Source organism: Tetragenococcus solitarius NBRC 100494 (genome assembly GCF_001544195.1).
GTDB classification, from domain to species: domain Bacteria; phylum Bacillota; class Bacilli; order Lactobacillales; family Enterococcaceae; genus Tetragenococcus; species Tetragenococcus solitarius.
Window position 1 is genome coordinate 1 of sequence record NZ_BCPY01000053.1, and the last position, 13,961, is coordinate 13,961.

Below are 13,961 nucleotides of genomic sequence, written 5' to 3' on the forward strand. Positions count from 1 at the left end.
TATACGCAAAAAGAAGGCTGGACCTATTTAGCTTCTGTCATGGACTTATATTCTCGTAAAATTATTGGCTATTCTTATGGTAAACAGATGACGACTGCAATTGTGGTGAACGCTTTTCATCAAGCCATGCAAAATCAACAATTGAAAGATGGTAAACATTTGATTCTCCAAACGGATTTAGGCACGCAATATACGAGCTATGAATTTGAAAATCTTCTCCTACAATGTCACATCAATCATTCTTACAGTCGCAAAGGAACGCCCTATGATAATTCAGGGATTGAATCTTTTCATGCGACCTTGAAAAAGGAAGAAGTTTATTTGAAGCACTATAAAAATTTTGACGAAGCCCGTCTCGCTTTATTCCAATATATTAATGGTTGGTACAATCGCGAACGGATTCATGGGAATATCAACTATCTGACGCCCCAGCAAGCGGAAGATCAAGCAAAAGTGTTAGCGTAGGTCTAGAGCTTCCTACACATTTTTTTTGAGGAACTTATCCACGAGGCCTTCTCGTCATCGTCTCCGCCTAATGTCAAATACGGTTCTCCATTTGATATTAGGCGGAAACGATGACACATTCTCGAGAGTGGATTCGTTTCGAAAAAAGGCTCTCAAAAAATGTGTCCAGAATATTGACGTAAATCCAAAAAAGCGTCAACTTTCTTATTTATAGAATCATTGACGCTTTTTAGAACGCTTCAACTTTAATGTTTTTAATTAATATACTATTCATGAAACTCGTAGTACATCTAATATTGAACGCAATTGTTCACTTTCGATTTGTCCCGGTGCTGAAGCTTTACCTACAGTTCCAAAGGTTAAGCATGAACCAAAAATATCTCCTGAAATCCGTGATAATTTTCCTAAATCCCCCATTGCCATCGTAATGATTGGAATCTGTAATTTTTGTTTTGCTTGATGTGTCACATCTAAAAGAGACAAAATATCTTCAACACTATTGGGCATAACAGCAATTTTTGCAATATCTGCACCAAAATTTTGCATCATTTGTAATCGATTAAAAATCTTCTCCTTTTCAGGTGTTTTTTCAAAATTATGGTTACTCATAATAATTTTAATGTCATTTTTTTGAGCAAGTTTAATCATTTCTTGTCTTTTTCTTGCATCTCTAAATAATTCTAAATCTAAGAGATCACTACACTGATTCTCGACTACATTTTTACAAATCAAAAAATACTCTTCTTCATTTTTTAGTTGTAAAGCTCCGCCTTCATCTGCAGTTCTAAAAGTTATTAAAAGAGGTAAGTCAGCTAGTTTGTTATACAATTTTTTACTTGTCTCGTTTACTAACTGACTATCTCTAACGTTTGCAAAATGATCGATGCGCCACTCCACCAAATCAGCATTTTCAGTCGTAATGTCGTCGGCTTGTTTTAACAATTCATCCTGTGTTTTTCCCGTCAGTGGGACAGCTATTTTAGGACGTCCACTCCCTAGTTTTAAGTCATTTATTTCTACAACCGACATCTCTTACTCCCCTTTATATGAACTTTATAATGCACTCTTATAAAACAACAAAGCAGTTACAAGAAAAAGTTAATCTTCATCTTGCAACTGAGAATGATTTATTCTAAGATTAATCTTCTGAAAACAACAGATTTCGAATATAATCAACGGGCATTTCTTCGTCTGTCCAAAGTTTAAATGCTGCAGCTCCTTGCTCAAGCATCATTTCTAAACCGTTAAACACATGATTTACTCCTGCTTCTTGTGCCACCTGCATCAATTTTGTTTCACGAGGAGAATAAACGGTGTCTAAAACAACCATATCTTTATGGAACCAGCTTGGATCGCTAACCAATGTTTTATCTTTTAATTTTCCCATTCCTACATTCGTTGCATCACAGTAAATATCACAACCAGCAAGTGCCTCTTTAAAATCGTCTTTATCTTCAAGATGATGAACTGATGCTGTACTATTTGTTCTTTCTGTGATCATTTGGGCATTATGTTGAGCAACAGGGTATATGTCATCTTCCTGATTAAAAATTTTGATCTCTGCGGCACCGTCTAAAGCTGACTGAACAGCAATCGGGGTTCCGGCGCCACCAGCACCTGTAATAACCATCTTTTTCCCTGAAACATCAATTCCTTCATTTTTCAAAGCTTTGACAAAACCAATACCATCTGTCGTATATCCCGTCAGAACACCATTGTCATTCACAACAGTATTCACAGCACCACACATCTCTGCAGCTGAATCTAATCTATCTAGATAAGGAATAATTTTTTGCTTATTTGGCATGGAAACATTACTACCCCTCATATCTAGTGCCTTAATAGAAAGTACGGCATCCGCTAAGTTATTATTATCCACTTCAAATGCTAAATACGCATAATTTAATCCTAGCTTAGCAAAAGCATTATTATGCATCGTTGGTGACATGGAATGACGGATAGGATATGCCATCAAGCCAATCAAAAGTGTATGCCCATCAATTCGTTCTGCCATTTTTATCATCCCTTCAAATTTTTATTTCAATTGTAAAAGTGCATTACTTGCAGCTACAAAACCAGAGGAAATGCTCCATGTATTCATCATACTTGGCATAGAATCATGGCCATTAGCACCGCCAATGACTTCTCCTGCACCCCAAACATTTGAAATCTTTTTCCCGTTTTTTGTTTGCAGTTTTAAATCAGTATCTGTCACAAAACCGCCAAGCGTTGTGGCGAAGCGATCTTTTTGCTCAACCACATATAATTCATTACTTTCGTAACTATGCAAAAACTCAGGAGCTCGACCAAATTCTTCATCTTTTCCTTGAGCTGTATATTTTTCATAATTGTTTAATGTGTTTTGTAAATTTTCAGCATCAATGCCAGCTTTTTGTGCTACTTCTTTTAAGCTGCCGTGAACAAATACAGGTGATTTTTTCCCATCATTAGCAAAATATTGTTGAATTTCTTTTTCTGTAAAGTCATGCAATACTAATAAATGGTAAAATTCTTTCCAAGTTCTTTTGTCCATCACTAAAAAAGCCACTTTATCCGTTTGTTCGAGCACAGCGTTTCTCAATTTGGCATAAACATCGGATTCATTGACGATTCGATGACCTTCACGATTGACATAAATTGCACCCATATCCGTTGCCTTTTTAGATGCATAGGTCGTAAGTTTTGCAATTCCGGGTTCAACTTCTACCCCATGCGGATATACTTTATACCAGCCGATATTTTTCGTTTGAAGATCTAACGGTGCCAGAAACTGATAAGCGTCTCCCGTTGAGGTCTGTGGACCATAGTAGTTTAATCCTTGGCTTTCTTTGCCTCTCATCTCTAAATTAGCGCCATATCCTCCTGTACTCAATATCACAGCATCAGCATGTACTGTCAGTGTTCGATGATGGCCTTCAGCTACTACTCCAGTCACTTTGTCATCTTCTTCTTGAAGTATATGTTCAACTCGAGCATCTAGAAAGATCTGACCTCCTTTTTGCATGAAGGCTTCAGAAACTTTCTTAATTAGTTCATAACTACTAGAAGAAGGCAACTCAATCTGACGATCGATGGAATGTTCTGGGGTCTGCGTTTGTGCTTTGACGTATTTCAAATCCGCAAAATCACTGATGAAATCAATCGCCTCTCCAATATTTTCAGTCATAACTTTGGTTAAGCTGTCATCATTTGTCTGCAAACTTTCATTACGTACATCTTCTACTAAGCGTTCTGGAGAGTCTTCTTTTGCTTTTTCACCAAAAATATTCTTCGCTGTTTTTGATCCTGTAGCTGTAACATTCGAACCATTTAAAATCGTTGCACCGCCTAAGTAACCATTTTTTTCTAATAAAACGACTTTTTTGCCCGCCGCTAAGACCTTAGCCGCAGCAACTAAACCAGCTTCACCACCACCAATAACAACCACATCTGCTTGAACTTCTTCTTTCACTTGTTTTTGTTCTTTTGTTTGGTCTGTTAATTGGATTCCCTCTTTTTTCACTGCTTGATCTGCTGATTTTAAAATGGCTTCACTCATAACAGTGGCGCCGCTAATCGCATCGACTTCAAAGCTTTGGTTCTCTAAAACATTAGTTCTTAGTTTATCAGCTACTTGTTCAAAAATCCCAGGTGTTTCTGAATGCTGCTTAATTTCTAAATCCGTTACTTGATTCTCATCAACATGCACTTCAAAATCAATCGGACCGTTATGGCCCATTGCTTGTGCATCAATTTTTCGTGTTTTGCTCATGTATAAGTACTCCTCCACTTGGTTCAAAATTTCTCTTTCGTAATATCAAGACAGTTGATCCTACAATCGAAATCAAAGCCATCGCTGCTACGGTGATAAACACCATCAACACACTATTAGCTGTATCCTTAATCAACATGCTCGAAACTAAAGGTCCTAAAAAATAAGTGAGTGCAGCCATTGAACTATAATAACTGGTAATTTTGCCTCGACCTTTTGGAAAGTACTCTGTCAAAACAGACAAACCTAATTGCCAAAGCCCACCAGCGCCAAAAAATCCAATAACTATACTGCCTATTCGTGCCGTGGTTAGCGTTGGGTGAATAATCATAATGGCTAATGCCACAAAAGAGACGGCCGAATAAACTAAGATCACATTCAAAGGATGTGTTTTTGTAACAATAAATGCCGTTAAAAATACCGAAATCATTGAAGCCATGGCATACCATGAAACCAAAGTTCTAGATGCTGTAGCTGAAGCTCCTAAAACGACACTGCCAAACTGTGGCGCATATTGCGAAAAAACATAAAATGTAAAGCAAATAGTGAACCCTAGCATTATAAGTAACGTACCATCAATTGCCATTTTAGGTTTATTTTGTGTCGTTTGAATTGAAACATTATCTGTAGTTTCATCTCCTGTATCAGCTGCTTCGTTCTGAGAAGCAAAGTTACTTGAAGCTAAAAATACTGCATCTCCAATCAAAAGAATGGCCAAAAGCAGAACCGTTAAACGTGCATTTTGAATGGCTGCCACCCAAAATGGGAAAAGAAATTGCGCAACTGACATAGCTGCTTTTAGTAATGAATTCATTGTTGCTGCCCGTTTGGGAAATGCTTCAGTCATTGCTGGGTAAGCGGCAGAATCACCAAATGAATTAGTAACTCCAAAAAATAAAGCCGCAATACTTGCTAAAACGATATTATTCACAAAACCAATGCCAAGTAAGAACAAAGCGTTGGAAAGCATAGAAATCATCATCGTTTTTTTACGTCCGATCTTATCAGAGATCACTCCCGCAAAAAGAATGGTTAAAATACGTCCAAGCCCAACCATCGACAGTACTAAAGAAACTCCTTGAACATCCGTGTTCCAAGCTTGGCTAAACCAGTTACTGTATTGAGAAATAATGATCGTCGCAATTCCTAAAATTGCAAAATTAAAATACAATCCTGCAGCCATTGCTGAATAATTTGTTTTTTTCATTGTCATTCTCCTAATTTATGCACAACAATTGTATAGGTTAACCATAAATATAAATTACGCTCCGACTTGCTCAAATCCATTTTCCTAACTAAAACTTATTTTTTTACTATAGCTAGGAAGCAACCTATAAATGATGTTTACTCTACTTATGCTTGATTGCATATTCTTTTCTTCCACCCGGTTTGGCAATTTGATCTCCCATCATAATTCCTAAACCGCCTTCTACTGGTAATTCTGTTCCGTTGGTGTAATCTGATTTGTCACTTGCTAAATATAAAACGGCATTAGCGATATCATCTAAGTTACCAATTCTTTTATTTGCTGTTATTTCTTTCCTTTTTCTTTCAACTTCTTTATCTGCATAAAATCCTTCCGACAAAGGCGTCTTGACCAAAGAAGGCATAATACAATTACTACGTATACCATATTGACCCCATTCAGCTGCAATTTGTTGAGATAACATGTTAACGCCTGCTTTCGTCACACTATAAGCTCCGCTGTATGTCTCCGGAAATTTAGATAATAAAGTAGAAATGTGTACCATTGTTCCTTTTTTCTGCTTAATCATTACACGGCCAAATCGTTGTGACATCAAAAAATATCCCGTCAAATTAATGTCTAAAGATTTTTGCCACTCTTCTAAACTCAGATCCTCAAACAAAGAAGAGCGCAAAATACCGGCAGTATTCACTAGAATATCGACACGACCAAAATGGTCCACTACAGCTTTAACTGCTGCATCGACATCATCTTCTTTAGAAGCATCACAGCTCAAAGCTAAAGTATCTACGTTATATTTTTCACGAATTTCTTTAGCATAGTCCTCTGCTTTATCTTTTAAAATATCCACTAAAGCAACATTAGCACCTTGCTTAGCAAATTCTTCGACAATTTTTGTTCCCATCCCCCCTACAGCACCTGTAACAACTGCAACTTTTTCCGAAAGTTCTAACCATGAATTATTGTTTCCCATTTAATAAATTCCTTTCTTTCATTTATTTTGTTAAGATCTCAGGCCAAGCTTTTTCTAATACGCTGATTGTTTCGTTATAAGTGTACTTGGCTACCCAATCGATTCCCTTTTTCAAATCCTCATCATTCATTGCTTCTACTCCAACAACCTGTGGTTCTACTCCGGCTTCTTTTAACATCTTGATAAAACCAACAGAATCCGTTTTGCCAGTACCTGGGGCCAAACGATCGTGCATAGATTCATCACGCAAAACTTCACTAGCATAAGGTCTTTTATAAGCATCATTTAATTGTATAGAACTTACGCGTTTCGCTTGCTCTTTGGTTAGCACGTTAGTAAAAGATTGATTTGCGCGTACCCAGTGCCAGTGATCCAACAATATCATGACATTATCTTTATCTGCTTTTTGTAATACCTTCCAAGTCTTATCCATATTTGGCAGACCGCTATAAGGCATCGGTTCTAAAGATATAATTAAATGACCCGCTCTATCAGCTAATTCTCTTAGTTTTTGAGCCGTATAATCAACAGAATAAGTCTCTAATAAACCAGTATTTATATGTTTAACATTGAACAATTCACACATATGAAAGCATATTTGTTCTTTATATTTTTGTTCATAAGAGCGTGGTTCTTCACACCATTGAACAATATACTCAACTTCAGTACATTTAACTTGATATTTATCTAAAATATTTAAAATATCCTGGTCTGTAAGTCCTTCATTTAAAGCGTCTACATAACTTTCAGCACGGAGACCTATACCATCATATCCAGCCTCTGCAGCTGCTTTCACACGATCTTCGAAAAAACATTGATCTCCTAATGTCCACGAACTAATAGTGATTGGGTATTTTTTACTCACGTTTAATTCCTCCTACTCTTGTTACTTTTTTAACAATATCTACAATTAAAATGTAACGCTCCTCTATTTTTCTGTCCAATAGTATTATTTCATAGATGTATAGAGGCTCTTTATACGTCTATTCAAAAGTAGTATAATATTTATGAAGTTAAAACAAGGGGAGATTGTTAATGAATTTACAACAATTAGAATACCTATCAATCTTAGCCAAAGTACAAAATTATACACAAGCTGCAAAAATTCTTCACGTCACACAACCTACGATTAGCTACAGCATTACCAATTTAGAAAAAGAGTTGGGTACTGAATTATTTGAAAAGCATGGAAGAAACATCGTATTAACTAAACAAGGAGAACTTTTTAACAAAGGTGCCAGCCAAGCATTACAAATTTTAAACAACACTACAGAAGAACTTAAAAGAGAGCAAAATAAAGATAATGTGGTAAAAGTAGCGTCGCTACGAACCTTATTTTATTCTTGGTTGCCAAATACCATTAAAAATTTCACTACATCTTTTAGTCCAAGTGAAATACAACCAAAATTCAAGTTTACTAGTAGTAATGGCTACTCTAAAGCAATCTTAAATAATTTACTTGAGATTAATTGTGATATTGCCTTTTGCTCAAAAGTTAACAATCATCCAGATATCGACTACTTCCCTGTCGTTGAACAAAATTTAGTATTAATTACACCATTAGATCATCCTTTAGCTGACTTAGAAAGTGTTGATTTAGTAGATACATTAAAATATAAACAAATCACTTTTTCACCTACATCAGGATTAAGCTCAGAACTTAAACAACTTTTTTCTTTATGCGGAGGAATGCCAGAGTCTATTTACGAAGTTGAAGAAGATGAAGCCGTAGCAGGTATGGTATCTGCTGGATTTGGTATCGGGGTTGTGCCAGACATGTACAATTTAAAAAGTCTGCCACTCTCTATTATTCCTATAAGATTTCCAGTTTGGCACCGACTAATATACATGGCTACCCTAAAGGGACACTATCAAACTCCCGCTAGTCGTGCTTTTATAAATTTTGTCAAAGAAACTACACACTTAAAAAATAATATTACACAAATCTAGTTTTCTTATTATCCTTTATAAATAATAGACAGGAAAAAATGAACTCAGACGATAGCCCTTTATTCTCTAAGTTTATATATTAATAAAAATAGAATTATAAGTAATAATAATATGACATAGACAATTAAAATTACTGCTAAAGTTGGCAATGAAATATCCTGCTTCTTTCTCTTCATATCCAAAGAGACCGAAAAACTTGGTATCCTGGAAACAAGGTTTAAAAAATTGATATAGTAACTTTAATATAAAAAAAGGATGTCAACTTTTTTTGAATAGTTGACATCCTTTTTCAATTGTTAAAAATACCATGTTAAATCTTTTAAAACACAAGTAAAAAAATTATCTTTGACTAAGCCAGTATTACTTAATTGTGCACTATGGATCGAAATTAAATAAGATCGTTTCTTTATTTTACAGCCTTTTAAATATTCAAAGTCAATATAAATTAAGTTTTCCTACTCAATGCTAATTTTCTAATTCACTTCTAGTAGTAGTAAAAAAGCTTTGAGCTAGTTTGTCTTCGTCATCAACAAATTCACCCGCTTCTACATCAGCAAAATAATCTACAATTTTAGGAATAAGCGAGATTGTTCCATCTTTTTCTTGCGTAATGTAAAATTCTTGTCCTTCAGAAACATTAAATTTTTTTGCTAATGTGACAGTGACTACGTTGCCCTGTTTTCTAGCTTTTACTTTATCCATTTGTCACACTCCTAATATTTTATATTATAAATTTAACACGTAATAAAAGTAATTATGACGATTACCTTCAAAAGTTTTTGTATTAGTACTTTAGTAATAATTATTATTCGATTCTTAAGTAATAGCAAAATAGTGATAAAATAGCTAACATAGTAAATAAATAAGCGAAAAGAGGATTTGCTGATGTTACGTAGCAAAGATGTGGCAGAAATGTTGGATATTTCCGTTTCCACCATCCGTTATTATGAAAAGATAGGAATTATTCCTCCTATTGAAAGAAATGCAAAGGGCTACCGAATTTATACCAATTCCACCCTAAATTGGATTTATTTGATGAAATCATTACGGAATGCTGGCCTTTCGATTGAATCACTACTTGAATTTTCCAGATTATCACAAGTAAAAGGCCCCGAACGAAAAAAGCAAAAACAAGTATTGGAAAATCAATTGCATGAAATCGATGAAAAAATTGCAGAGATGCAGCGTGTACGTAACTTGCTTTCTTATAAAATCGAAACCTACGATGATCACCTAGCAAAATTTCAAACAGGTGAACTGGCTTCTGAAACTGCAGAAAAACTCTGGGAAGTAAATTTTTAATAAGTTCTCTTCCTTGCTATGAAGTGTACTTTATACTTTAGAATGGAAATAGATTTTATAGAGGAGGACTAAGCATGCAAAACACACTTAAATTAAACAACGGCGTAGAGATACCTATTCTAGGATTTGGGACTTTTCAAATCACTGATCCCAAAGAAGCCGAAGAATCAGTAACGAATGCGATCAATGCTGGTTATCGTCATATTGATACGGCGCAATCCTATATGAATGAAGAAGCCGTAGGTAAAGGGATTAAAGGCGCTAATATCGCAAGAGAAGAACTATTTGTTACGACAAAGATTTGGATAGAAAATACCACTTATGAAGGTGTAATGGCTTCTTTCCAACGTTCTCTTGATCGTTTACAACTAGATTATGTAGACTTGCTTCTATTACATCAACCTTACAATGATGTCTATGGCGCCTATCGGGCAATGGAAGAATTGCAAAAAGACGGAAAAGTTAGATCCATTGGACTTTCCAACTTTGCCATTGATCGTGCTGTCGACTTAACGTTATTTAATAAGACCGTTCCTCAAATCGATCAAATTGAAGTCAATCCATTCCAACAACAAGTAGATACAATTCCTGCACTCAAAGAAGAAGGAATTCAACCGGAAGCTTGGGCGCCCTTTGCCGAAGGAAAAAATGATCTGTTCCATAATTCTGTCTTAACTTCCATTGCGGACAAATACAACAAAACGGTGGGCCAAGTGGTGATTCGTTGGTTAGTAGAACAAGAAGTCGTCGTTTTAGCCAAAACAAAAAAACCCGAACGTTTACAAGAAAACCTTGATGTATTTGATTTCCAATTATCAGACGAAGATAAACAAAAAATTGCGTCATTAAACGTTGGAGAAAGTCAATTCTTCTCCCATACTGATCCAAAACAAATCAAATCACTGGCAGCAAGAAAACTAGACGTTTAAACAAAGGAAGATTGAAATTGATTTACCCTGTCTTTTTAAAAAGAGGCTGTCAACTTTTTTTGAATAGTTGACAGCCTCTTTTAAAGACATAAAGTCATATTAAACCACGCGATTTTCTATAAATAATAATTCAAATATAGTTTTTATAGGTTCTTATCAATAGCGTAGGTAATTGCTTCTCCAGCTCCGCCATCGTTATTAGTACCGGTTACGTATTTTGCTTGCTTTTTTACTTCAGATAGACTATTGCCCATGGCAAAGCTGTTCTCAACTACTTGAAACATACTGATATCATTTAGATTATCGCCTATCACCATAACTTCCTCTAAGGCAATTTTTTGTTCTTTAGCAATTTGTGCAATGGCAAGTCCTTTTTGTGCTGTATGATAAGTGATCTCTAGATTATTTCGATCTGACGAAGTAGTAACTAAATCTTTAAAATTTTTATTGATTAACTGTGCTAACTTTTTTAACACTGAAGGATCCCCTGTATAAAAGTAATTGATTTTAAAAACAGTAATATTTTCATTTCTTATTAGCTCTCGAATACTCTTTACAAAAGTAATAGGTATAATTTCTAATTTGGTAAAAGATATTTCCATAGCCTGTTTACGAGACAAGTTTGGCATGGTTTCTGTAGCCATTGCAGCCCAGTTTTCAATTCGTTGTTCTTTACTTTGCGAGTAAACGCCTTGATTAGTTAATATTTCATAATAAATTTTTCCTTTTTCTAAAAACAGCAAAACTTCTTCAACTAATGCTCGTTCAATAGGAGCTTTTAATACTGAAGACCCAGCCTTATCAAACACTTGTGCACCGTTTAATGCAATCATTGGACATTCAATACCCACTGCTTCTAACATTGGTAAAGCACCTTGACGATTACGTCCAGTAGCGACCATAAATTCGATTCCTTTTGACTGGGCATATCGAATAGCTTCTATATTTTTTTGTGGAATTTGTTTTTTTTCATCAAGTAATGTTCCATCCATATCTGAAACAATTAATTTGACCATATAATGATCCCTTTCGTTCAAACAAGATAGAGGAGTTGAAACAACTATTATAGTACTAAAATTGTATTAGAAGAACTACCTCTAAGTTGTCATTACTTATTTTGTTAAGTTAAGTTTTAATCAATTCTTGAATTTGCTTACTCTTCTCCTTCATAGTTTTTGTTTTCATCTTCGACAATTTCTTCAAAAAATTCTCTAACTTTTGGTACGTCCAGTCCTACAATCACTTGTAAAGCTTTACCGTTACGAACAACACCATGTGCACCACCGGCTTTAAAGAAATCATCATCTAATACTTTTGTTTCGTCTACCACAGAAACTCGCAATCTTGTTGCACAATTAGTCACGTCTGCAATGTTTTCAGAGTCACCTAGCCCTTCTAAAAAGTGACTAGCTTTTTGTGCATTAGGGTTGTTGCTCTCTCTGACCTTCGATGTTGCTTCAGTAACTGTACTGTTAGCAGCTTTTTTTTCTTTATAATCTTTCTTTCGATACATCTTCACTTCACCAGAATCTTCACGCCCGGGAGTTTTAATATTAAATCTCATAATTGCCCAACGAAAAATAAGGAAATAAAGTAATGAGAATGCCAATCCTACGACGATATATATTAAAACAGCATCTTTATGATTCCCCCACATTGGCAAAAAGAACTGGGTAATATTTTGAAGTAAACCAGAACCAACAATAGCCGACACACCTAAGGTATATAATGTCATACTAAGCAATGCAGCTAATGCTGCGTGGACAGCAAACAATTGTGGCGCTAAAAATAGAAAAGTAAATTCAAACGGTTCGGTAATACCGGAAAAAATAGCAGTAAGAGCAGTCGGAACTACCAAACCGATTGTCTTTTTACGATTTTCTGGTTTAGAAGTAGCAATAAATGCAGAACCAATACCAATTGGCGCAAACACTTTATGTGCACTTAAGCCAAACCCACCTTCAGGGAAAAGCGATCTTAAAGAATCTGTGGACTTTGCAAATTCTGATAAATGTTCAAACCAGTAAACTGTCGTCCCTTCTGGTACAACAACAGGTCCTAAATTAATTGGTTGGTAGATAAAATGATGCAAGCCAGTTGGAATCAATATTCTTTCAAAGAAATTATAAATCCCAATACCAGGAGTTCCAATTCCCACTAACCATGACTGTAATTGGGATATAGCCTCTTGAATAGGTGGCCAGCCCCAAGCTGTTAAAAATGCTAAAGGAATAACTAAGATAAATCCCAGAATAACCACAAATGAAGAGCCTGAAAAAATACCAATCCACTCTGGCAACGCTGTATCATAATAACGATTATGTAGCCAGATCGCTACTCCGGAAATCAGAAGAGAGCCAATAATACTAGTATCTAGTGTTACGACTCCCCCAATTGCTTTAAGACCAATCGCATCGGGATCGCTTACATCCACTCCAAAATTCCATGTTTGTAAAATGGCATTTATAAAAGTGTTCCAAGTCATATAAATGACAAATGCTTCCATTACTGCTCGACCACTTGCTTTTTTTGCTAAACTAATTGGTAAACCAATTACAAAAAGTAATTCTATATTATTAAAAACCGCCCAGGCCCCTTGCTCAATGACACTCCAAATATTACTCCAAAAGGTACCTTCAGTAGCAAGCGATCCTACTATATCAGTGTTTTGAAATGCTTCAGATAAGCCTATCATTACTCCATTAAAGGCAAGTAATAAAACGGGTATAATCATCGCTCCACCAAAACGTTGGATTTTTTGTTTCATTATATTTCACTCCTTCTAAAAAGTTTTATAAACATCATTTCTCTTCTAGTAGTTGAATGGTCAATTTTCTACCCATAACAGAATATTCTTGGTCATTAACCAGGATAGTTTCAAGCTCTCCTTCTAAAACTTGTATACTGATTTCTTTTTTTGAAACCTTAACTGTTAAACGAGTTTGCTTATATACAACGGTATAAAGAAGTTCATCCCAATTTTCTGGTATTCTAGGTTTAATCGAAATTACATCATTCTTTATTGAAAAACCACCAAAACCATAAACTACATTTTGCCAAACTCCTCCCATAGAAGCTGCGTGTATCCCATCATCAGAAGAATGCATATTTTTGGGCCCTAAATCAGTTTCGAATGATTTTTTAAATAAATAATAAGCAATGTCATCTTTACCTAACAATAGAGCGAAATTGCAATAAGAAGTTAAAGACAAGGATGAATCATGTAATGTTTTGGGAAAATAATATTCCCAAGTCGCTTCTTTCTCTTTTAAAGTAAATGAATTAGGAAACAATAACATAGTAAGAATAACATCAGCCTGTTTAGATACTTGAATTTCATTCATTTGTTGTAGGTTATAATCTTTAAAAATTGTCTTAACTCCT

The 13,961-nt window shown here is 35.2% G+C and carries 14 protein-coding genes; 4 read left to right on the plus strand and 10 right to left on the minus strand.

The features are described 5' to 3' along the window. Nucleotides 1–465: IS3 family transposase (locus TS1_RS11210; RefSeq protein WP_157061674.1), on the plus strand; the 465-nt coding region annotated here is incomplete at its 5' end. Between the two features lie 270 nt (nucleotides 466–735). Here the strand turns inward: TS1_RS11210 and aroD are convergent. The 6 genes from aroD to TS1_RS11240 form a co-directional block, all read right to left on the minus strand. After that, nucleotides 736–1,494 (minus strand): type I 3-dehydroquinate dehydratase, encoded by a 759-nt coding sequence (gene aroD, locus TS1_RS11215; RefSeq protein WP_068710590.1) that lies wholly within the window; start codon nucleotides 1,492–1,494, stop codon nucleotides 736–738. 109 nt (nucleotides 1,495–1,603) lie between these two features. Continuing rightward, nucleotides 1,604–2,479 carry a shikimate dehydrogenase gene (locus tag TS1_RS11220; protein WP_068710591.1) on the minus strand — a complete coding sequence of 292 codons (876 nt, stop codon included), beginning with the start codon at nucleotides 2,477–2,479 and terminating at the stop codon, nucleotides 1,604–1,606. 21 nt (nucleotides 2,480–2,500) lie between these two features. Then, nucleotides 2,501–4,216 carry an FAD-dependent oxidoreductase gene (locus tag TS1_RS11225; RefSeq protein WP_068710592.1) on the minus strand — a complete coding sequence of 572 codons (1,716 nt, stop codon included), beginning with the start codon at nucleotides 4,214–4,216 and terminating at the stop codon, nucleotides 2,501–2,503. Further along, nucleotides 4,194–5,423: an MFS transporter gene (locus TS1_RS11230; protein ID WP_068710593.1), complete on the minus strand. Its 1,230-nt coding sequence runs from the start codon at nucleotides 5,421–5,423 to the stop codon at nucleotides 4,194–4,196. The genes TS1_RS11225 and TS1_RS11230 overlap by 23 nt, the downstream gene beginning before the upstream one ends. A gap of 142 nt (nucleotides 5,424–5,565) precedes the next feature. Continuing rightward, nucleotides 5,566–6,396, minus strand: a complete 831-nt coding sequence (locus tag TS1_RS11235) for an SDR family NAD(P)-dependent oxidoreductase (protein ID WP_068710594.1) — start codon at nucleotides 6,394–6,396, stop codon at nucleotides 5,566–5,568. Nucleotides 6,397–6,418: 22 nt separating this feature from the next. Continuing rightward, on the minus strand, nucleotides 6,419–7,261 hold the full coding sequence (locus TS1_RS11240; protein ID WP_068710595.1) for a sugar phosphate isomerase/epimerase family protein: 843 nt from the start codon (nucleotides 7,259–7,261) through the stop codon (nucleotides 6,419–6,421). Nucleotides 7,262–7,431: 170 nt separating this feature from the next. Between TS1_RS11240 and TS1_RS11245 the strand changes: the two genes are divergently transcribed. Continuing rightward, nucleotides 7,432–8,346 (plus strand): LysR family transcriptional regulator, encoded by a 915-nt coding sequence (locus TS1_RS11245; RefSeq protein ID WP_068710596.1) that lies wholly within the window; start codon nucleotides 7,432–7,434, stop codon nucleotides 8,344–8,346. Between the two features lie 465 nt (nucleotides 8,347–8,811). Here TS1_RS11245 and mazE read toward each other — a convergent pair whose 3' ends face one another. Then, on the minus strand, nucleotides 8,812–9,048 hold the full coding sequence (gene mazE / locus TS1_RS11250; protein ID WP_068710597.1) for a type II toxin-antitoxin system PemI/MazE family antitoxin: 237 nt from the start codon (nucleotides 9,046–9,048) through the stop codon (nucleotides 8,812–8,814). A 183-nt stretch (nucleotides 9,049–9,231) separates the two neighbouring features. Between mazE and TS1_RS11255 the strand changes: the two genes are divergently transcribed. Both TS1_RS11255 and TS1_RS11260 read left to right on the plus strand, forming a co-directional pair. Next, complete coding sequence (locus TS1_RS11255; protein ID WP_068710598.1) at nucleotides 9,232–9,648, plus strand: MerR family transcriptional regulator; 417 nt, start codon at nucleotides 9,232–9,234, stop codon at nucleotides 9,646–9,648. Between the two features lie 74 nt (nucleotides 9,649–9,722). Further along, on the plus strand, nucleotides 9,723–10,577 hold the full coding sequence (locus TS1_RS11260) for an aldo/keto reductase (protein WP_068710599.1): 855 nt from the start codon (nucleotides 9,723–9,725) through the stop codon (nucleotides 10,575–10,577). A gap of 143 nt (nucleotides 10,578–10,720) precedes the next feature. On the opposite strand, the gene TS1_RS11265 is transcribed toward TS1_RS11260, so the two are convergent. The 3 genes from TS1_RS11265 to TS1_RS11275 all read right to left on the minus strand — a co-directional run. After that, the gene (locus tag TS1_RS11265) at nucleotides 10,721–11,593 is read right to left on the minus strand and encodes a Cof-type HAD-IIB family hydrolase (protein WP_068710600.1); all 873 of its coding nucleotides are present in this window, start codon (nucleotides 11,591–11,593) and stop codon (nucleotides 10,721–10,723) included. 137 nt (nucleotides 11,594–11,730) lie between these two features. Continuing rightward, nucleotides 11,731–13,344, minus strand: a complete 1,614-nt coding sequence (locus tag TS1_RS11270) for an alpha-glucoside-specific PTS transporter subunit IIBC (RefSeq protein WP_068710601.1) — start codon at nucleotides 13,342–13,344, stop codon at nucleotides 11,731–11,733. 34 nt (nucleotides 13,345–13,378) lie between these two features. Further along, on the minus strand, nucleotides 13,379–13,961 hold a 583-nt coding region (locus TS1_RS11275; protein ID WP_169792381.1), incomplete at its 5' end, for a glycoside hydrolase family 65 protein.

Coding starts and splice junctions, on each gene's coding strand:
- TS1_RS11220 (WP_068710591.1), bottom strand. CDS start 2,479: ATGGCAGAACGAATTGATGGGCATACACTTTTGATTGGCTTGATGGCA.
- TS1_RS11245 (WP_068710596.1), top strand. CDS start 7,432: ATGAATTTACAACAATTAGAATACCTATCAATCTTAGCCAAAGTACAA.
- TS1_RS11230 (WP_068710593.1), bottom strand. CDS start 5,423: ATGAAAAAAACAAATTATTCAGCAATGGCTGCAGGATTGTATTTTAAT.
- TS1_RS11260 (WP_068710599.1), top strand. CDS start 9,723: ATGCAAAACACACTTAAATTAAACAACGGCGTAGAGATACCTATTCTA.
- aroD (WP_068710590.1), bottom strand. CDS start 1,494: ATGTCGGTTGTAGAAATAAATGACTTAAAACTAGGGAGTGGACGTCCT.
- TS1_RS11225 (WP_068710592.1), bottom strand. CDS start 4,216: ATGAGCAAAACACGAAAAATTGATGCACAAGCAATGGGCCATAACGGT.
- TS1_RS11235 (WP_068710594.1), bottom strand. CDS start 6,396: ATGGGAAACAATAATTCATGGTTAGAACTTTCGGAAAAAGTTGCAGTT.
- mazE (WP_068710597.1), bottom strand. CDS start 9,048: ATGGATAAAGTAAAAGCTAGAAAACAGGGCAACGTAGTCACTGTCACA.
- TS1_RS11255 (WP_068710598.1), top strand. CDS start 9,232: ATGTTACGTAGCAAAGATGTGGCAGAAATGTTGGATATTTCCGTTTCC.
- TS1_RS11265 (WP_068710600.1), bottom strand. CDS start 11,593: ATGGTCAAATTAATTGTTTCAGATATGGATGGAACATTACTTGATGAA.
- TS1_RS11270 (WP_068710601.1), bottom strand. CDS start 13,344: ATGAAACAAAAAATCCAACGTTTTGGTGGAGCGATGATTATACCCGTT.